Origin of the sequence: Streptomyces sp. NPDC056373 (genome assembly GCF_042262425.1) — a bacterium.
In the GTDB taxonomy this organism is placed as follows: domain Bacteria; phylum Actinomycetota; class Actinomycetes; order Streptomycetales; family Streptomycetaceae; genus Streptomyces.
In genome coordinates this window covers 45,156-63,287 of sequence record NZ_JBHJPX010000009.1, presented here as the reverse complement: position 1 = coordinate 63,287, position 18,132 = coordinate 45,156, and the positions used below count along the sequence as shown (strand labels likewise).

General features: G+C 72.2%; 20 protein-coding genes. 12 read left to right on the top strand and 8 right to left on the bottom strand.

Annotated elements, in window-relative coordinates; all coding sequences use genetic code 11:
- Nucleotides 1–306: 306 nt before the first annotated feature.
- Nucleotides 307–1,272, top strand: coding sequence for a UTP--glucose-1-phosphate uridylyltransferase GalU (gene galU, locus ACFCXS_RS20050; protein WP_376644692.1), 966 nt, complete (start codon nucleotides 307–309; stop codon nucleotides 1,270–1,272).
- 52 nt (nucleotides 1,273–1,324) lie between these two features.
- Here galU and ACFCXS_RS20045 read toward each other — a convergent pair whose 3' ends face one another.
- Nucleotides 1,325–1,777 carry a DUF4442 domain-containing protein gene (locus ACFCXS_RS20045; RefSeq protein WP_376644691.1) on the bottom strand — a complete coding sequence of 151 codons (453 nt, stop codon included), beginning with the start codon at nucleotides 1,775–1,777 and terminating at the stop codon, nucleotides 1,325–1,327.
- A 160-nt stretch (nucleotides 1,778–1,937) separates the two neighbouring features.
- On the opposite strand from ACFCXS_RS20045, the gene ACFCXS_RS20040 reads away from it, so the two are divergent.
- Nucleotides 1,938–2,960, top strand: coding sequence for a hypothetical protein (locus ACFCXS_RS20040; protein ID WP_376644690.1), 1,023 nt, complete (start codon nucleotides 1,938–1,940; stop codon nucleotides 2,958–2,960).
- Between the two features lie 117 nt (nucleotides 2,961–3,077).
- Nucleotides 3,078–4,382, top strand: a complete 1,305-nt coding sequence (locus ACFCXS_RS20035) for an MFS transporter (protein WP_376644689.1) — start codon at nucleotides 3,078–3,080, stop codon at nucleotides 4,380–4,382.
- Here the strand turns inward: ACFCXS_RS20035 and ACFCXS_RS20030 are convergent.
- Both ACFCXS_RS20030 and tuf read right to left on the bottom strand, forming a co-directional pair.
- Nucleotides 4,344–5,189, bottom strand: coding sequence for a spermidine synthase (locus tag ACFCXS_RS20030; protein WP_376644688.1), 846 nt, complete (start codon nucleotides 5,187–5,189; stop codon nucleotides 4,344–4,346). The genes ACFCXS_RS20035 and ACFCXS_RS20030 overlap by 39 nt on opposite strands.
- Nucleotides 5,190–5,277: 88 nt before the next feature.
- Complete coding sequence (tuf, locus tag ACFCXS_RS20025; protein WP_376644687.1) at nucleotides 5,278–6,447, bottom strand: elongation factor Tu; 1,170 nt, start codon at nucleotides 6,445–6,447, stop codon at nucleotides 5,278–5,280.
- A 342-nt stretch (nucleotides 6,448–6,789) separates the two neighbouring features.
- Between tuf and ACFCXS_RS20020 the strand changes: the two genes are divergently transcribed.
- The gene (locus ACFCXS_RS20020) at nucleotides 6,790–7,581 is read left to right on the top strand and encodes a TVP38/TMEM64 family protein (protein ID WP_376644686.1); all 792 of its coding nucleotides are present in this window, start codon (nucleotides 6,790–6,792) and stop codon (nucleotides 7,579–7,581) included.
- 18 nt (nucleotides 7,582–7,599) lie between these two features.
- On the opposite strand, the gene ACFCXS_RS20015 is transcribed toward ACFCXS_RS20020, so the two are convergent.
- Nucleotides 7,600–8,769 (bottom strand): thiolase family protein, encoded by a 1,170-nt coding sequence (locus ACFCXS_RS20015; RefSeq protein WP_376644685.1) that lies wholly within the window; start codon nucleotides 8,767–8,769, stop codon nucleotides 7,600–7,602.
- 93 nt (nucleotides 8,770–8,862) lie between these two features.
- Here ACFCXS_RS20015 and ACFCXS_RS20010 point away from each other — a divergent pair, with 93 nt between their 5' ends.
- The 3 genes from ACFCXS_RS20010 (at nucleotide 8,863) to ACFCXS_RS20000 (ending at nucleotide 10,645) form a co-directional block, all read left to right on the top strand.
- Entirely contained in the window at nucleotides 8,863–9,333 is a 471-nt protein-coding gene (locus ACFCXS_RS20010; protein WP_376644684.1) for a winged helix-turn-helix transcriptional regulator, read from the top strand.
- Nucleotides 9,334–9,491: 158 nt separating this feature from the next.
- The gene (locus ACFCXS_RS20005) at nucleotides 9,492–10,367 is read left to right on the top strand and encodes an undecaprenyl-diphosphate phosphatase (RefSeq protein WP_376644683.1); all 876 of its coding nucleotides are present in this window, start codon (nucleotides 9,492–9,494) and stop codon (nucleotides 10,365–10,367) included.
- A gap of 98 nt (nucleotides 10,368–10,465) precedes the next feature.
- Nucleotides 10,466–10,645: a hypothetical protein gene (locus ACFCXS_RS20000; protein ID WP_104781900.1), complete on the top strand. Its 180-nt coding sequence runs from the start codon at nucleotides 10,466–10,468 to the stop codon at nucleotides 10,643–10,645.
- Between the two features lie 95 nt (nucleotides 10,646–10,740).
- Here the strand turns inward: ACFCXS_RS20000 and ACFCXS_RS19995 are convergent, their stop codons facing one another.
- Complete coding sequence (locus ACFCXS_RS19995) at nucleotides 10,741–11,343, bottom strand: DUF4291 domain-containing protein (protein ID WP_376644682.1); 603 nt, start codon at nucleotides 11,341–11,343, stop codon at nucleotides 10,741–10,743.
- Between the two features lie 96 nt (nucleotides 11,344–11,439).
- On the opposite strand from ACFCXS_RS19995, the gene ACFCXS_RS19990 reads away from it, so the two are divergent.
- On the top strand, nucleotides 11,440–11,910 hold the full coding sequence (locus ACFCXS_RS19990) for a nuclear transport factor 2 family protein (RefSeq protein ID WP_376644681.1): 471 nt from the start codon (nucleotides 11,440–11,442) through the stop codon (nucleotides 11,908–11,910).
- 129 nt (nucleotides 11,911–12,039) lie between these two features.
- On the top strand, nucleotides 12,040–13,605 hold the full coding sequence (gene lnt / locus ACFCXS_RS19985; RefSeq protein ID WP_376644680.1) for an apolipoprotein N-acyltransferase: 1,566 nt from the start codon (nucleotides 12,040–12,042) through the stop codon (nucleotides 13,603–13,605).
- Here the strand turns inward: lnt and ACFCXS_RS19980 are convergent.
- Nucleotides 13,529–14,434, bottom strand: a complete 906-nt coding sequence (locus ACFCXS_RS19980) for a Gfo/Idh/MocA family protein (protein ID WP_376644679.1) — start codon at nucleotides 14,432–14,434, stop codon at nucleotides 13,529–13,531. The genes lnt and ACFCXS_RS19980 overlap by 77 nt on opposite strands.
- A gap of 13 nt (nucleotides 14,435–14,447) precedes the next feature.
- On the bottom strand, nucleotides 14,448–15,635 hold the full coding sequence (locus ACFCXS_RS19975; RefSeq protein WP_376644678.1) for an FAD-dependent monooxygenase: 1,188 nt from the start codon (nucleotides 15,633–15,635) through the stop codon (nucleotides 14,448–14,450).
- Between the two features lie 92 nt (nucleotides 15,636–15,727).
- Here ACFCXS_RS19975 and ACFCXS_RS19970 point away from each other — a divergent pair, with 92 nt between their 5' ends.
- From ACFCXS_RS19970 to ACFCXS_RS19960, 3 genes are all read left to right on the top strand, one after another.
- On the top strand, nucleotides 15,728–16,318 hold the full coding sequence (locus tag ACFCXS_RS19970; RefSeq protein ID WP_376644677.1) for a TetR/AcrR family transcriptional regulator: 591 nt from the start codon (nucleotides 15,728–15,730) through the stop codon (nucleotides 16,316–16,318).
- Between the two features lie 43 nt (nucleotides 16,319–16,361).
- Complete coding sequence (locus ACFCXS_RS19965) at nucleotides 16,362–16,874, top strand: DinB family protein (protein ID WP_376644676.1); 513 nt, start codon at nucleotides 16,362–16,364, stop codon at nucleotides 16,872–16,874.
- A 192-nt stretch (nucleotides 16,875–17,066) separates the two neighbouring features.
- On the top strand, nucleotides 17,067–17,582 hold the full coding sequence (locus ACFCXS_RS19960; protein WP_376644675.1) for a hypothetical protein: 516 nt from the start codon (nucleotides 17,067–17,069) through the stop codon (nucleotides 17,580–17,582).
- Nucleotides 17,583–17,592: 10 nt separating this feature from the next.
- Here ACFCXS_RS19960 and ACFCXS_RS19955 read toward each other — a convergent pair whose 3' ends face one another.
- The gene (locus ACFCXS_RS19955) at nucleotides 17,593–18,096 is read right to left on the bottom strand and encodes a hypothetical protein (RefSeq protein ID WP_376644674.1); all 504 of its coding nucleotides are present in this window, start codon (nucleotides 18,094–18,096) and stop codon (nucleotides 17,593–17,595) included.
- Nucleotides 18,097–18,132: the final 36 nt, after the last annotated feature.

Here is an 18,132-nt window from a genome sequence, read left to right as displayed (position 1 = left end):
CCGTCGGAAAGCCGGTGGGTGATTGGTGCATACCTGTGCCGTGTCAGCTGCGGACTCGGCTGTGAGTCGGGTCACTTTCGCACATACGACTGACAGGTAACAAGGAGTTCGGATGACCCAAGTTCAAAACGAAGCGAATTCAGATACGTTACCGGCGGTATCCGCACCGGTTTTCGAAAACGCGAGCCCGAAGGGCGGCAAGTTGTGCGCGCTCAAAGACCGTTGGTCCACACAATCTTCAACTCCACAGCGCACTCCCATGCGGCTCCCGGCGCACTCTCAGCTCTGCAGGCCAGCATGAGCCTCATGATCACCCCCCGCCCTCGCACCCCTGCGACCCTCGCCCGTGACGTCCGCACAGCCCGCACCGTCCGTAAGGCGGTCGTCCCGGCCGCCGGCCTCGGCACCCGCTTCCTGCCGGCCACTAAGGCGACGCCCAAGGAAATGCTGCCGGTCGTCGACAAGCCCGCCATCCAGTACGTGGTCGAGGAGGCGGCAGCGGCGGGACTCGACGACGTACTGATGGTCACCGGCCGTCACAAGCGGGCCATCGAGGACCATTTCGACCACGCCCTGGAACTGGAGCAGGCCCTCACGGCCAAGGGCGACACCGTACGACTGGACGCGGTGCGCGATCCTGCGCGGCTGGCGAGCATCCACCACATCCGCCAGGGCGACCCGCTCGGCCTCGGTCACGCCGTGCTGTGCGCCCGCCGCCATGTCGGCGACCAGCCCTTCGCGGTCCTTCTCGGCGACGATCTGATCGACCCCCGCGAGAGTCTGCTGAGCCGGATGCTCGACGTCCGCGACCGCAGGCTCGGCAGCGTGGTCGCCCTCATGGAGGTTCCGCCGGAGCACATCCACCGGTACGGCTGCGCAGCCGTCGAGCCGACCGGCGAGGAGGACCTCGTCCGCGTCACGGGCCTGGTCGAGAAGCCGGACCGGCGTCAGGCACCCAGCCGTTACGCCGTCATCGGCCGCTACGTCCTCGACCCTGCGGTCTTTCCCGTCCTGGAGCGCACCCCGCCGGGCCGGGGCGGCGAGATCCAGCTGACCGACGCCCTGCAGGAGATGGCCGCGGACGGCACGGTGCACGGAGTGGTCTTCAAGGGCCTGCGCCACGACACCGGCGACAAGGCCGACTATCTGCGCGCGGTGGTCAGGATGGCCTGCGAACGACCCGACCTGGGGCCGGAGTTCACGGCATGGCTCCGGGTCTTCCTCGGGGAGCTGGACGGCGTGCTCCCGGGGGACCGGGGCGCGGCGGCCTGACCCGCGAAGGCCCCGGCACCCGGCCGGGGCGGACGCGCATCCGGCTGCCGGATCAGCCGTTGGGCCGCAGGGTCCACACCACGGTCATCTCGCCGGTCACGGCACCGTCGGCCCGCTGGATGGCGATGGCCACCGGGAACTCGGGGCGCTCACCGGCATCCAGCTGCGCGACGACCTCGGCGGCCGGGCGGCCCAGGGTGGCCGTGGCCGTGACGGCGCCCATCGCCAGCTTCTTGTAGGAGATCTCGGCGCTGACGGCGAGCGGCACGGCGCGCGAGAGCTGGTCCCCGAACGCGGCCAGCACGATCGCCCCGCTCGCGGACTCGCCGAGCGTGAACATCGCACCGGCGTGCGGGCCGCCGACGTGGTTGTGGTACTCGGCCTGGTCCGGCAGCGACACCACCGCACGGTCCGGCGAGGTCTCCAGGAACTCGAGGTTCAGGGTCCGGGCCATGGGCACCGTGGCGGCGAGCATCTCGCCGATGGACATCTGGTCTGCGCTCATGCCCGAATGTTACTCACGAGTAGAGACGCCTGGCCAGGCCGGTGTGACGACCGCCGCATCCCTCCGCACGACATCCACACAGGGCTGTCTCCGGGTTGCTACGTCTCCGTCCACGGGCAGTGACCGAATCGTGTCCGGGGCGCGGCTAGGGTTGCTGCCCATGTGGCCAGGACAGCAGCCGCCCGGGGGCGAGCAGAACCCGCAAGCGAACAACCCGTACCAGCAGCCGGGGTACCAGCAGCCGAATCCCTACCAGCAGCCGGGATACCAGCAGCAGCCCAACCCCTACGGGCAGCAGCCGCAGTGGGGCGCTCCGGGGCCGGCCGGCGCGCCGCAGCCCCCGCAGCCGCCGCAGGGCGGTGGCGGAGGCGGCCGGACGAAGCTGGTCGCGATCATCGCGGCGGTCGCGGTGGTCGTGGCGGCCGGTGTCACGGGCTTCCTGGTGCTGGGCGGTGACAAGGACGACACGGCCGACGGTGGCAAGAACGGCAAGAACGACAAGGTCGCGACGAGCCCGTCGGCCGAGGAGCCGAGCGCCCCCGCCTCGGACGACAACCCCCGCGGCGGCGAGGCGGCGCAGCCCACCGTCAAGGGCTGGAAGGTCGTCGTCAACCCCAAGTGGGGCACGGCCTTCGACGTCCCCGCGGACTGGGAGGTGGCCTCCCCCACCTCGTCCGTCTTCTTCGAGGACGAGAAGTCCGACGACGGCAAGCCGCTGATCATCATGTCGGCACCGGCGTTCTACAAGTCCAAGTGGTGCACGAGCGACGACAACAAGGACGGCAGGACCGAGACCGAGTCCCTGGCCGGGGCGGGCACCAAGGGCGCCGACGGCGCCAAGAACACGGACGAGGTCGCGGTCAACCAGGTGGCCTGGTGGGTCTACGGCGGATATACGCAGCCGGACAAGAAGAGCGTCAAGGCCGACGACAAGGCCGAGCCCTACACGACCGCCTCGGGCGTGAAGGGCAGCGTCGCCTGGGCGCATTCGGAGAACACGCCCGACAAGGGCAAGTGCGCGAGCGACGGCAAGGCGGTCACGTTCGGCTTCAAGAACTCCGCCGGCGACTTCGTCGCGTGGAGCTTCTTCGGCGCGAAGGGCGTCAAGGGCGAGGTGCCCGAGAAGACCATCATGAAGATCCTCAGCACGGTCCGCCTGCACGGCGAGCCGACCGGCGGCTGACCCGGAGAAGCGGAATCGGGCCCGCCCCCCGGGGCACGGCAGGGCGGGCCCGGCTCACCGGAGCACCATGAAAGAAACGGTTTGGCAGCAGGGGTCACGGGCGGCCATAGTCGGCCGGTGACGTCCCCCACCGCCTCGCCCCGAAGCCCCCGCAGACCCGCTTGGGCGGGCCGCAACTACTCCCTGCTGACCGCAGCCGCGGTCGTCACCGGCCTGGGCAGCCACGGCGCCCTCGTGGCCTCGGCGTTCGCCGTCCTCGAAGCGGGCGGCGACGGCGGTGACGTCGGCCTGGTGGCGGCGGCGCGGACCCTGCCGCTGGTGCTGTTCCTGCTGATCGGCGGCGCCGTGTCGGACCGGCTGCCCCGCCACCACGTGATGGTCGCGGCCAACGTCCTCAACTGCCTCTCGCAGGCCGCCTTCGCCGCGCTCGTGCTGACCGGGGAGCCCCGGCTGTGGCACATGATGCTGCTGGCCGCGCTCGGCGGCACCGGCCAGGCCTTCTTCAGCCCGGCCGCCGAGGGCATGCTGATGTCCTCGGTCGACGGCCAGAACGCGGGACGCGCCTTCGCCATGTTCCGGATGGCGATGCAGGGCGCGGCCCTCGGCGGTGCCGCACTCGGCGGCGCCATGGTCGCGGCGATCGGGCCCGGCTGGGTGCTCGCCGCGGACGCGGCGGCCTTCGCGCTCGCCGGAGCGCTGCGGGCCTTCCTCGACGTCGGCCACATCCCGCCCCGTGCCGCGGGCGGCGGCCTGCTCGCCGATCTGCGGGACGGCTGGCGCGAGTTCGCCGGCCGCCCCTGGCTGTGGGGCATCGTCGTCCAGTTCTCCATCGCCAACGCGGTCGTGGCCGCCGCGGACGCGGTCTACGGGCCGCTCGTCGCCCGCGACCACCTGGGCGGCGCGGGCCCCTGGGGCCTCGCCCTGGGCGCCTTCGGCGCGGGCACGGTGGCCGGCGCCCTGCTGATGACCCGCTGGAAACCCCGCCGCCTGCTCCTCGCCGGCACCCTCTGCGTGTTCCCGCTGGCCCTGCCCTCGGCCGCCCTGGCCGTCCCGGTGCCGGTCGGCGTGCTGTACGGGGTGATGTTCCTCGCCGGCGCGACGGTGGAGGTGTTCGGCGTCTCCTGGATGACGGCACTGCACCAGGAGATCCCCGAGCACAAGCTCTCCCGGGTCGCGGCGTACGACTGGTTCGGCTCCGTCGCGCTGGTCCCCCTCGCCACGGCCGCGGCCGGACCGGCGGAGGACGCTTTCGGCCGTCCTGCCGCCCTGTGGGGCTGTGCCGGCCTGGTCGTCCTGGTCACGGCGGCCGTGCTGTGCGTACCGGACGTCCGCGATCTGCGCCGCCGGAGCACACCGGTCGCCCAGGGCGGCACGGACCCCGCGTCAGCCGATGCCGAACGCCCCGTCGGGGGGCTCGGGTGACGGCACGGCGTCGCCGTCCCCGACGGGCCGCGCTCCGCCGATGAACGCCCGCAGGGCGGAGCCGTGTTCGACCCGGGCGGGGAAGGCGTCGGCGGCGGTGAGACGGGTCAGGGCGGCGATGTCGACCGGCTGGTTCCCGGCGACGAGCACGGCGTTACCGAACCGCCGCCCCCGCAGCACGCCCGGCTCGGCGATCAGCACGAGCTCCTCGAAGCAGTCCGCCAGCGTGGCGAGTTGCGACCGCAGGAAGCCGAAGGGCGCGGCATCGGGGAGGTTGGCGAGGTAGACCCCGCTCCCCCGCAGCACCCGCGCGGCCTCACGGACATAGGAGACGGAGGTGAGGTGCGCCGGCACCCGTGACCCGCTGAAGACGTCCGCGAGGACGACGTCCGTCGAGTCCGCGGGAGCGTTCTCCAGCCAGGCCCGGGCATCCGCCGTGTGGAGGTCGACGGCCGCGCCTTCCGGCAACGGCAGATGCTCCGCCACCAGCTCCAGCAGCCCCCGATCGGCCTCGACGACGTCCTGCCGCGACCCCGGCCGGGTCACGGCCACGTACCGCGGCAACGTGAGCGCACCGCCCCCGAGATGCACCACGTCCAGCGCCCGCCCCGGCTCGGCCACGACGTCCAGCACGTGCCCGAGCCGCCGGGTGTACTCGAACTCCAGATGCGCGGGTTCGTCGAGATCGACGTAGGACTGCGGCGCCCCGTCCACGGTCAGCAGCCAGGCCCGCTCCCGATCGACGTCGGGCATCAGCTTGGCAAACCCGTGGTCGACGGACCGGGCGACGGGTACAGGCTCATTCACCCTCTCATTGTGCCTGTGCGAACCACGCCCTTCAGGGGCGCGGGGAACTGCGCGACCAGCCACGACGGCCCCGCAGTCCCCCACGACCTCAACCCACCACGGTCACGGTCCCCGCCCCCACGGTCCTGCCGCCCTCACGGACGGCGAACCCGAGCCCCGGCTCCAACGGCATGTCCCGCCCCAACTCCACGGTCATCGCAACCGTGTCACCGGGCCGGGCCACCGCAACCTCTCCGAGGTCGACAACGCCCACCACATCAGCGGTCCGGATGTAGAACTGCGGCCGGTACCCGGAGGAGACGGGCGTCGTCCGGCCACCCTCCCGGGCCGACAGGACGTAGACCTGCGCCGTGAATCGCCGACGTGGCTTCACACTCCCCGGCGCTGCGACCACGTGACCGCGCCGAACGGCGTCCCGAGGAACTCCCCGCAACAGCAACGCCACGTTGTCCCCGGCCTGCGCCTCCTGCATCGGCTTGCCGAAGGTCTCCAGCCCCGTGACCACCGTCTCGACGGACGCCCCGAGCACCTCGACCCGGTCGCCGACGCGCACCAGGCCCCGCTCGACCGCCCCGGTCACCACGGTTCCCCGCCCGGTGATGGTCAGCACGTTCTCCACCGGCAGCAGGAACGGCGCGTCCAGATACCGCTCCGGCATCGGCACATAGGTGTCCACCGCGTCGAGCAGCGCCTCGATCGACGCCGTCCAGCGCGGATCCCCTTCCAGCGCCTTCAGCCCGGAGACCCGAACGACGGGCACGGAGTCACCGCCGTAGCCGTGCGCGGTGAGCAGGTCGCGGACCTCCAGCTCGACCAGGTCGGTCAGCTCCTCGTCCCCGGCGTCGGCCTTGTTGAGGGCGACCACGATGTGGTCGACGCCCACCTGCCGGGCGAGCAGGACGTGTTCGGCGGTCTGCGGCATGATCCCGTCGAGCGCGGAGACGACGAGGATCGCCCCGTCGAGCTGGGCGGCGCCGGTGACCATGTTCTTGACGTAGTCGGCATGGCCCGGCATGTCGACGTGCGCGTAGTGCCGGGTGTCGGTCTCGTACTCCACGTGCGCGATGTTGATGGTGATGCCGCGCGCCGCCTCCTCGGGCGCCCGGTCGATCCGGTCGAACGGCACGAACGCGCCGCTGCCGCGGTCGGCGAGGACCTTGGTGATGGCGGCGGTCAACGTGGTCTTGCCGTGGTCGACATGACCCATCGTGCCGATGTTGAGATGCGGTTTCGTACGGACATAAGCCGTTTTGGACATGGCTGTACCTCGAAGCGTCTCGTCAGCGAAGAAGAAGTGGGACCCCGAGGACCTGCCCGACCCTCCCCTTGCGGGGTCCGCCGGACGAACCGGAGAGGGTCAGCTTCGGGCGCCGTCCATGACGGCCGTGAGATCGACGACGGCAGCCTTCGGGGCATCCGTGACCACGGATGCTGCGAGGGGGAAGGCGTGCCGGAACATGCCGTCGATCATTGCCGACGCTTTACCGCACGTCGAATGGTTTTCGTCCGCCCTGCGCACAGGCGCGCGGGGCCACGTCCTGTGACGCCGGTGAGACGAACCATACGGCGATCACACACATTTGTCGGTTAGTGTCACCGGATGCTCGATGCCACCACCCGCTCTGGGGGCACCGCCACGGCCTCTCCCCGGGCCACCGCCGCGGAGCTCGCCGTCGCCGTTCCCCCGGCAACGACCGTCACGTCCGCCGTACCGACCCGTTTCGCAGCTCGCTGCACGAGAGTTCTGCTCTCTCCCTATGCGCGGCTGTCCCTGCTCGTCGTGCTGCTCGCCGCGGGCGCGTGCGGGGTGCTCCTGTTCGAGCCGCAGAAACTGCTGACGGAGGGCTGGCCGCCGCAGCTCTCGGGTGCCGCGGCGGCGGCGGTGTTCACGGTGGCGTACGGCGTGTGCACCGTGGCGTTCGTGCCGAGGCCCCTGCTGAACCTCGCGGCGGGCGCGCTGTTCGGCTCCCAACTGGGCCTCGGCGTGGCGCTGACGGGTACGGTGCTGGGCGCCGGCATCGCCTTCTGCCTGGGCCGGGCGCTGGGCCAGGACGCCCTGCGGCCGCTGCTGCGCGGGCGCTGGCTGAAGGCCGCGGACGGCCAGCTCAGCCGGCACGGCTTCCGTTCGATGCTGATGGTGCGCCTGTTCCCGGGTGTGCCGTTCTGGGCCGCGAACTACTGCGCGTCCGTCTCCCGCATGGGCCTGCTGCCGTTCCTGCTGGCCACGGGCATCGGCTCGATCCCGAACACCGCCGCCTACGCCGTCGCGGGCGCCCGGGCCTCCACCCCGACCTCTCCCGCCTTCCTGATCGCCATGGCGTGCATCGCCCTGCCCGCGCTGGCGGGCGTGGTGGTGGCCTGGCGCAAACGCCACCAGCTGCGCCGCCTCTGACGTCCCGTCACGCCCGGCTCAGACCCGTTCCAGCACCATGGCGTTGGCGAGTCCGCCCGCCTCGCACATGGTCTGGAGCGCGTACCGGGCGCCTCGTTGCCGCATCGCGTGCACCAGTGTCGTCGTCAGCCGGGTGCCGCTCGCCCCGAGGGGATGCCCGAGCGCGATGGCCCCGCCGTTCACGTTGACCCGGGCGGGATCGGCGCCGGTCTCCTGTTGCCAGGCCAGTACAACGCCGGCGAACGCCTCGTTGACCTCGAACAGGTCGATGTCGTCAAGGGTCAGTGAGGCCCTGCGCAGTACCTTCTCGGTCGCCGGGATCACACCCGTGAGCATCAGCGTCGGGTCGGAGCCGGTGACCGCGAAGCTGTGCAGGCGGGCCAGCGGACGCAGGCCGAGCCGGGCCGCCGTCTCGCTCGACGTGATGAGCACCGCCGACGCCCCGTCGTTGATCGGGCTGGCGTTGCCCGCCGTGATGTTCCACTCGATCTGCGGGAAGCGCTCGGCGAAGCCGGGGTCGTGGTAGGCGGACTTGAGGCCGGAGAGGACTGCGGTGGTGCTGCCGGGGCGTACGCACTCGTCTCGTGCGACCCCCTCCAGGGGCGCGACCTCGGCGTCGAAGAGCCCGCTCTCCCAGGCCGCGGCGGCCTTGTGGTGCGAGGAGACGGCGAAGGCGTCCATCCGTTCGCGGCCGATCGACCACTTGGCGGCGATCAGTTCGGCACTGATCCCCTGCGGTACGAGCCCCTCGGGGTAGCGCCGGGCGACTCCGGGCCCGAAGGGGTCCTTTCCCTCGGGCACGTTCGACCACATCGGCACGCGGCTCATCGACTCCACGCCGCAGGCCACGACCATGTCGTACGCACCCGAGAGCACACCCTGCGCCGCGAAGTGCACGGCCTGCTGGGAGGAACCGCACTGGCGGTCCACGGTGGTCGCGGGCACCGACTCCGGGAACCCGGCGGAGAGGACGGCGTAGCGGGTGGTGTTCATGGCCTGCTCGCCGACCTGGTCGACGGTTCCGCCGATGACGTCGTCGATCAGCGCCGGGTCGATCCCGGACCGCTCGACGAGGGTGCGCAGGGTGTGGGCGAGGAGTTCCACGGGGTGGACGTGCGCGAGGGCGCCGCTGGGCTTGCCCTTGCCGATCGGGGTGCGTACGGCTTCGACGATGACTGCGTCACGCATGTGCGGGCCTCCACGACTACCGGTGAGTAGGAAATCCGAACTCACCGTAGCCCGCAAGGTTGGAAAATCCAACCCTCTCCTAGACTGATCCTCATGGCCGACCGCAAAGACCCGCGCCCCTGCTCCATCGCCGACACGCTCGCGCTCGTCGGCGAGAAGTACTCCCTGCTCGTGCTGCGGGAGGTGTGCCTGGGCAACGGCCGCTTCGATCAGCTGGTGCGCAACACCGGCGCCCCTCGCGACATCCTGGCCACCCGGCTGCGCCGGCTCGTCGACGCCGGCATCCTGGCCAAGCACCTCTACAGCGAGCGCCCACAGCGCTTCGAGTACCGGCCGACACCGGCGGGACTGGAGCTGGAGCCGGTCCTGATGACCCTGATGGCGTGGGGCGACCGCCACCTCCGGCCGGACGGCGACCGGCCGATGGTCGTGGAGCACTCCTGCGGGCGGCCCCTCGCCCCGGCCGTCACCTGCCGCGCCTGCGGCGACGAGGTGCGCCACGAGGACCTCACGGCCCGCCCCCAGGCCCCCGGCTGGACGGTGACCGGACCGGCCACGGTCTGATCCCCGCAGGTGGCGAGCGCTTCCAAACCCCTGTGTCCGAGCGGCCTTCCGGGGACGCTACGCTTCCCCCTCGGCACACATGATCCCCCGTTCATCGCAACGGCGGTCAGAGGTGCCCGTCGTCCGTCCCACGATCGGCACTTGGACTCCGCTACCTCATGTCTTGGTTCGAATCACTCATCCTCGGACTCGTCCAGGGGCTGACCGAGTTCCTCCCCGTCTCCTCCAGCGCCCACCTGCGGCTGACGGCGGCCTTCTCGGGCTGGGAGGACCCGGGCGCGGCCTTCACGGCGATCACGCAGATCGGCACCGAGGCGGCCGTGCTGATCTACTTCCGCAAGGACATCGGGCGGATCATCTCGGCGTGGACGCGCTCCCTGACGAACAAGGCGCTGCGCAGCGACCCCGACGCCCGGATGGGCTGGCTGGTCATCGTCGGCTCGATCCCGATCGGTGTGCTCGGCGTGACGCTGAAGGACCAGATCGAGGGCCCGTTCCGCGATCTGCGGATCACCGCGACGATGCTGATCGTCATGGGCATCGTCCTGGGCGTCGCCGACCGGCTCGCGGCGCGCGACGAGAGCGGCGGCAAGCACCGCGCGCCCAAGCAGCGCAAGGCCCTCGAGGACCTGGGTGTACGGGACGGCCTGATCTACGGCGTCTGCCAGGCCATGGCGCTCATCCCGGGCGTCTCGCGCTCCGGCGCCACCATCAGCGGTGGTCTGTTCATGGGCTACAAGCGTGAGGCCGCGGCCCGCTACTCCTTCCTGCTCGCCATCCCCGCCGTGCTCGCCTCCGGCGTGTTCGAGCTGAAGGACGCCACGGAGGGCGGCCACGTCTCGTGGGGTCCCACGATCTTCGCGACGATCATCGCCTTCGGCGTGGGATACGCGGTGATCGCATGGTTCATGAAGTTCATCTCCACCAAGAGCTTCATGCCGTTCGTCTACTACCGCATCGTGCTCGGCATCGTCATCATCGCCCTGGTCGGCATGGGTGCCCTGAGCCCGCACGCCGCCGAGTCGGCGGGCTGAGTGCGGAGGCCTGTGACCCCGGTCTCGTGACCAACCGCATAGCCGTGGGGTAGCCGTCCGGTAGCGGGCTGTCAGTGGCTGCCCCTAGGCTTGTCCGCATGTCCCCCGATTTCGTGACCCCTGGTTCCGTGCGTTCCGCTGCCGAGGTCAACGAGGAGATCCGTGCGCTGTGGCAGCGCACGGGCGGCACTCTGTCGGCCGAGGAGCGCGCGGAGTACGAGCTTCTCGTCGTCGAATGGGCCGCCGCACTCCGAGGCGGCGTCGTCAAGGCGGCCTGAGCGGCTCCGCAGTCCCTTTTCCGACTCGTACCGCGCCCTCTCCGGCCCTACCCACCCTCTCTGGCGTACGCCAGACTCTGGCCGTACCGCACGCTCTACGCGCACAGCCGCGCCAGCACCTCGTCGTCGACGGCGAAAGGCCGCTCCTCGGGCAACAGCCCCGCGGCCGACTCCAGTCGACCCGCCCGTACCAGGTCATGGATCTCCGTGGCGAGCGGCGTGACGTCCTCGATGCCGACGATCCACTCGTCCGCGTACCGCGCGGCCGCCTCCCCCGCGAGCCCCAGCTGGAGCGACCGGTGGGGCAGCGGGCCGACGCGCAGATTCCGTTCCGGGTCCCACTGCACCCGCGCGGGCGCCTGCCTCAACTGCCGCTTCCAGGAGGCCTGGTCGCCGTGCAGGGCGGGGACGTGATGGGACAGGCAGGCGTTGCGCAGGGCCCAGAGGAAGCCCTCGCGGTCGATCTCGATCGCCAGGACGGTCTCCTGGCCCTCCTTGGTGCCCCAGCCGCAGCGGTACATCATCCACAGGAACGAGGGCTTGATCCAGGTCATGCGCTCCCGCTTCCAGGAGGCCGGGAAGCGGCCGTTGCGGGCGGCAGGGCCGCCGATCTCCGGGCGGTAGGCCTGGTAGACGGTGATCGTGGACTCGGTGTGGCGGGCCCTCACCTGGTACTTCGGTTCGTGTCGTTCGTTCACGAGGGACAGGCTCGGCCCCGGCGCCCCTCGGCGGCCACCGAATATCGGGCCCGCACGGCTCTTGGCCCGGTCCCCGCCATGGCCAACACTGAGTCGATGACGCAGCGCGTGGAACTCGCCACCGTGAGAGACCGGCTGGCCGTCGACGGACTGATCACCGACTACGCGGTGGCGGTCGACGACGGTGACTGGGAGGCATACCGAGGGCTGTTCGCCCCTCGCGGGCGGGCGGACTACCGCTCGGCCGGCGGCATCGAGGGAGAGGCCCGGGCGGTCGCCGCCTGGCTCGCGGAGAGTCTGGAGCTGTTCCCGGTGCGGCAGCATCTGATCGTCAACCGGCGGGTGCGCTTCGGGATCCGGGAGCAGGACACCGGCGACACGGCCCAGGTCCAGGCCGACTACGTCAACCCCATGGCCACCGCCGGACCCGCTCCCGACTTCGTGTGCGGCGGCCGGTACGCCTTCGCGGCGCTGCGCACGGCCGACGGCTGGCGGCTGAGCGAGGTGGTCGTACGGGAGAAGTGGCGGCGCCTTCCCGAGCCGAGGAGCGCACCTGCGGCCACCTGACCCGGCTCGGAGGGAGCGGCGGCGCCTTCCCGGGCCGGACAAGGCACCTGTGGTCAACTGACCAGGCGTCCTGTGTCCTAGATCGTCCGCAGAGCGCACACTGGAGGCACCCGCGGGTAGGAGGCGCCTATGAAGACGCTCGGCCACTGGCTCGCCTCCCCCTGGCGCCGCTCGGCCGCCGCGGCGGTCGCGGGCGCGCTCCCCGTCCTCGCCTTCCCCGCACCGTCTTTGTGGTGGTGCGCCTGCGTCGCCCTGGTTCCCTGGCTCCTGCTGCTGCGCACCGCGCCGACCGGGAAGCGTGCGGCATACGACGGCTGGTGCGGCGGCTTCGGCTTCATGCTGGCCATGCACCACTGGCTGCTGCCGAGCCTGAACGTGTTCACCTTCGTCATCGCCGCCCTCCTCGGCGCCCTGTGGGCCCCGTGGGGCCGGCTGGTACACCACCTCCTGGGCTGCCTGCCCTCCGGCAGGCGGGTCGCGGTGGCACTGCTGGTGCTGCCCTCGGGCTGGCTGGCCATCGAGCTGGTGCGCTCCTGGCAGGGGCTCGGCGGCCCCTGGGGCATGCTCGGCAGCAGCCAGTGGCGGGCCGAGCCCACGCTGCGGCTCGCCTCGGTCGGCGGGGTGTGGCTGCTCAGCTACCTGCTCGTGGCCGTCAACGTGGCGGTCACCGTTCTGGTCGCGGTTCGCCGGGCCCGGGTGCCCGCCGTGGCCGGTCTGGTGGCCACGGCCGCGGCCACCTCCGCCGCCTGGGCGTTCTCACCCCGCCCCGCCGTCGACGGCCACGTCAGGATCGCGGTCGTGCAGCCGGGTGTCATCGCCGGCCCCGACGGCCGGTTCGACCGCGAGGAGCAGCTCACCCGCCGGCTCGCCGGGCAGGACCTCGACCTGATCGTCTGGGGCGAGAGCAGCGTCGGTTACGACCTCGGGGACCGGCCCGACCTCGCCCGGCGGCTCGCGGCCCTCTCCCGTGCGACGGGTGCAGACATCCTCGTCAACGTGGACGCCCGGCGCTCCGACAAGCCCGGCATCTACAAGAGCTCGGTCCTGGTCGGGCCCGACGGCCTGACCGGCGAGCGCTACGACAAGATGCGGCTCGTGCCCTTCGGCGAGTACATCCCGGCCCGCTCCCTGCTCGGCTGGGCCACCTCGGTGGGCAAGGCCGCGGGCGAGGACCGAAGGCGTGGCTCGCAGCCGATCGTGATGAACGTCGGCGACGATCTGCGCGTCGGCCCGCTGGTGTGCTTCGAGACCGCCTTCCCGGACATGACCCGCCACCTCACCCGGGAGGGCGCCGACGTGCTGATCGGGCAGTCGTCGACGTCCACGTTCCAGCACAGCTGGGCACCCGAGCAGCACGCGTCGCTGGCCGCGCTGCGGGCCGCCGAGACCGGCCGCCCCATGGTGCACGCGACCCTGACCGGCGTCTCCGCCGTCTACGGCCCGGACGGACAGCGCGTCGGATCATGGCTCGGCACGGACGCCTCCGCCGCGCGGGTCTACGACCTTCCCCTCGCCCACGGCATCACGCCCTACGTCCGCCACGGAGACTGGACCGTGCACGCGGCGATGGTGATCCTCGCCCTGTGGGCCGCCGGCGAGGGCGGACGAGCCCTGCGGATCAGGCGGCCCGTTCCTGAACCGCGCGTACGACCCGCTCGCACAGTTCATGGGTCTCCAGCGCGTCCCGGGCGCTGAGCACCTTGCCCGCCCGGACCGCGTCGAGGAACGCCAGCACCGCCTGCTCGATCCCGCGCTGCCGGGCCACCGGCACCCAGTCGCCGCGTCGCCGCACGGTCGGCTGCCCCTTGTGGTCGACGACCTCGGCGAGGTTGACCACCTGCCTTTTGGTGTCCTGCCCGGACACCTCGAGCACCTCCTCGGCGGAACCGCTGAGCCGGTTCATCACGCCGAGGGCGGTGAAGCCGTCCCCGGCGAGCTGGAGCACCAGGTGGTGCAGCAGCCCGTCGCGGACCCGGGCGCGCACGGTCACGTCGTCGATCTCGCCGGGCACCAGGAAGCGCAGGGTGTCGACGACGTGGATGAAGTCGTCGAGGATCATCGCGCGGGGCTCCTCCGGCAGCCCGATGCGGTTCTTCTGCATGAGGATGAGCTCGCGCGGATGGTCCGCGCACTGGGTGTAGCCCGGGGCGTGGCGCCGGTTGAAGCCGACGGCGAGGCTCACGTCCCGCTCCTCGGCGAGCGCCACCAGCCGCGCGGAGTCCTCGAGTTCGTAGGCGAGCGGCTTGTCCACGTAGGCCGGCACGCCCGCCTGGAGGAGCTGCGTCACGATCTCCGGGTGCACGAGCGTGGGGGCGTGCACGAAGGCCGCGTCGAGGCCGGCCGCGAGCAGCGAGTCGAGCGTGGCGTGCCGCCGCTCCCGTGGGATGTGGAGGCTCTCGGCGACCCGGTCGAGCGTGGCGGGCGTGCGGGTCTGCAGGTGCAGTTCGACACCGGGCTGGAGGGCGAGGACCGGGAGGTAGGCCTTCTGCGCGATGTCGCCGAGTCCGATGCAGCCGACCTTCACGGGGTGCTCTCCTCTAACCGTTGCCTGCCGGGGTCTGCTCGGAGCATACGGCGTCCGTCTGCGGGGGCCGCCAGTCGGCGATGCCGTCGAAGCTGCGCAGGAACAGGGCGGTTCCGGCCGGCGACAGCAGCCTCATGGCCGTATCGCGTACGGCGAGACCGGCCCGGCTGTTCATCAGACTGAGGCGGGACGCCTTCACGGCCTTGCGGGCGATGGCGGTCGTGCGGGGGCGCCGGGCGGCGGTGTAGGCGGCGAGGTCGTCGCAGTGGTGGGCGAGGACGACGGCGTCCTCGATGGCCTGGTTGCCGCCCTGCCCGAGACTCGGCGGCATTGCGTGCGCGGCGTCGCCGAGCAACGCGACCCGGCCGTGGTGATAGGCGGGCAGGGGGTCGGCGATGTGGTGCACGTCGTGGCGCAGCACGTCCTCGGGGCGGACGGCGGCGAGCACGGCGGGGATGGGGTCGTGCCAGTCGCCGAAGAGGCGCAGCAGCTCCGACTTCTCGTCGTCGGGCGCCCGTCGGCCGGCGGGGGTCGTTGCGCCGGCGTAGGCGTAGACGCGGCCGTCCTTCAGCGGGTGGGTGCCCCAGATGCGGCCCGGGCCCCATGTCTCGTGCGAGGCGAAATGGGCTCCGGGCACGGGGATCACGACCCGCCAGGTCGTCCAGCCGGAGTAGACGGCGCCCGGGTGGTGCGGGAAGAGCGTTCCGCGCACGGCCGACCGGATCCCGTCCGCGCCGACCACCAGGTCGGCCGCGAGTTCGCCGTCCGCGGTCACGACGCGGGCCGCCCGGTCGGGACCTCCGCTGTCGACGAGGGTCGCGGCGGCGTCCGTCCGGACGGCTCCCGCGGGGAGCAGCGCGGCCAGGCGCTCGATCAGGGTGGCGCGGTGCAGCAGCACGAGGGGCCCGCCGAAGCGCCGGGCCGCGGCCTCGGCGGAGGAGCGCGACAGCCACCGCCCCTTCGGGCTGCGCAGGCCTCCGTCCCCCGACCAGGCGGCGAGGCCGCGGATCTCGCCACCGAGGCCGATGACGTCCAGCGCGCGCAGGGAGTTGGGCGCGAGGGAGATCGCCGCCCCGACCGGGTCCAGCGAGCGGGCCCGCTCCAGCACGGTGACCCGCACGCCACGCTGGCTCAGGGCGACCGCAGCCGTCAGACCGCCGATCCCGCCGCCGATCACGACGGCATGCCCGGGCTGTCCCATGGCTCCTCCTTCAGAGACCGCATCGCTGACTACACCTGTAGTGACGCCTTCGACGTTACTACAGGTGTAGTCGGAGGGGTAGCGTGAACCTCATGCCCGCACGCACCGAAGGCCCCGCCCGCTCCGACCTCGTCGCCGACACCGCCCTCGCCCTGCTCGCCGAGCGCGGGATGCGCGGCCTGACGCACCGGGCGGTCGACGAGCTGGCCGGGCTCCCCCAGGGCTCCACGTCGAACCTCGCGCGGACCCGGCAGGCCCTGCTGGAGCTGGCGGTTCGGCGCCTGGCCGACCGCGAGGCCCGGGTGCTCGGCCTGCACGAGATGCCGGGCCCCGAGGCCGGTACCGACTCCCTGGCGGCCGCGCTGGCCCTGGCGACCCACCGGGCCCTGACGCGGCAGCGCGCACTCACCCTCGCCCGCTACGAACTGGCCCTGGAGGCGACGCGCCGCCCCGAGCTGCGGGCCTTCTTCGACGCCACGGGCGCCCGCTTCCGGGACCAACTCACCGCACTGGTCGTCGCCATGGGCTCGACGGATCCGGCCCGGCACACCCTCTCGCTGATCGCCTGGGCGGACGGACTGATGTTCAGCTGCGTGGCGGGGTCGTTCGGTGCCGAGGTGCCGAGCCTGGAGGAAGTGCACGCCGGCCTGCGGGAACTCCTGGCGGGGATGCTCGGGGACTGAAAATCTTGTGGTGCGGCGGGGGCGGCTCGGAAAGGATGCGTCCATGACGAACGAACGCCGAGAGCCCTCCACCTTCGCCGACGAGCGCACGATGCTGGAGGGCTGGCTGGACTACCACCGCCAGACCCTCGCCTGGAAGTGCGAGGGCCTGAGCGACGAACAGCTCAGGACCGCGGCCGTCGAGCCGTCCGACCTGTCCCTCCTGGGGCTGGTCCGGCACATGGCGGACGTGGAGCGGAGCTGGTTCCGCCGGGTGCTGACGGGCGAGGACGTGCAGCCGATCTACTGGAGCGACGAGAACCGGGACGGCGAGTTCCTTCTCACCGAGGCGGACACCTGGCAGGAGGCCCACGGCACCTGGCAGGCCGAGATCGAGACGGCCCGGCGCAACGCCGCCCGCTTCGGCCTCGACGACGTCACCGAGGGCAAGCACGGACGCACCGGCGAGCGGTTCAACCTGCGCTGGCTCTACACCCACATGATCGAGGAGTACGCGCGGCACAACGGCCACGCCGACCTGCTCCGCGAGCGCATCGACGGCGCGACCGGCGACTGACCCACCGCCGCCGCACACGTCGCCGCCGTCACGGCATCACCGCACGCCGGCATCGCCGGACGAAACCCAACATCACTGGACGTCACCCCTGTCACACGAGAGCCCTCCGTACGGGGCACGAGATCACCCGTGCGGGGCAACATCCGCCTGTCCGCCGCCCCAACGCGGGATGGACGCACCAGAGTTGCCCGGGTGCATCGAACGACGACCACAGCGACGCTCCTGGTGACCGTGGCGGTCTCGGCCCTCTCCGGCTGTACGACGGTCCCGCGTTCCGGCGCGCCGGGGCCCTCGGCGGCACCGTCCCGGCCCTCGGCGCCGGAGCCGGAGGGCGCGGCGGAGACCCCGATCGTGCAGGCACCGGCCCGGGAGGCCCTGCTGCTCATCGAAGAGGCGTCCCGCAGTCCGGAGGCGGCCGCGCCGGCGCCCCGCCCGGCCGCTCCCCCGGCGTCCTCGCGGCACTCCGGGGCACCACAGCCCGGGCACCACGACGTCCGTCCGCGCCCCGCCCGCCCGGAACGCCCCGAGCCCGCGCCGCGACGCCCCCAGCGGTCCGACGTCCGCGACGCGTCGGAGGCGGTACGCCGGGACATCGAGAAGAGCGTCCCGAGCGACAACGCGGACGTGTGCGCACTGGGCCGGCGCTACGGGGGATGGCGGGCGGACAGTCCGGAGGCGACGATCTGCCGTGACGCGTACGGGCGTTGACCCCGCCGCGTCAGGGCCGCTGCCGGGGCGGCGTCCACGCCCCGGGGCCGCCGCCCTCCCCCAATCGGGACTCCAGCCGTCCGATGGCCGCCCACACGCTCTCGGCATAGCCGTCGTCGGTGAGCGCGAGGGCGGCTTCGCGGGCCCACCGCAGGTGTGTGCGGGCGGCGTCGCCGCGCCCCAGTCTGACGTAGTCGTCGGCCAGGTTCAGATGCAGGGAGGGGTAGAGCGCGGCCACCGCCGTCACCGCGAGGGCCTCCTCCCCGGCCTCGTCGGCGGCGGTCAACGCGCGCAGATCCCAGGCCAGTTCGTCCGCCGGGTCGTCCTGCGTGTCGGCGAGGTAGTGGGCGAGAGTGCAGCGGTGCAGCGGGTGTCCGTGCTCGCCGATCTCCGCCCACAGACCGAGGAGCCGGTGCCGTGCCTCTTCCCGGTCCCCCGCGTGGTGCAGCATGACCACCTGACCGATCCGGGTCAGCACGGCATCGGGCGCCGCCTGCTCCTGTCGCTCCGCCACGACGCCCTCCGCGCACTCGCCGGCTGTTCCCGCCGA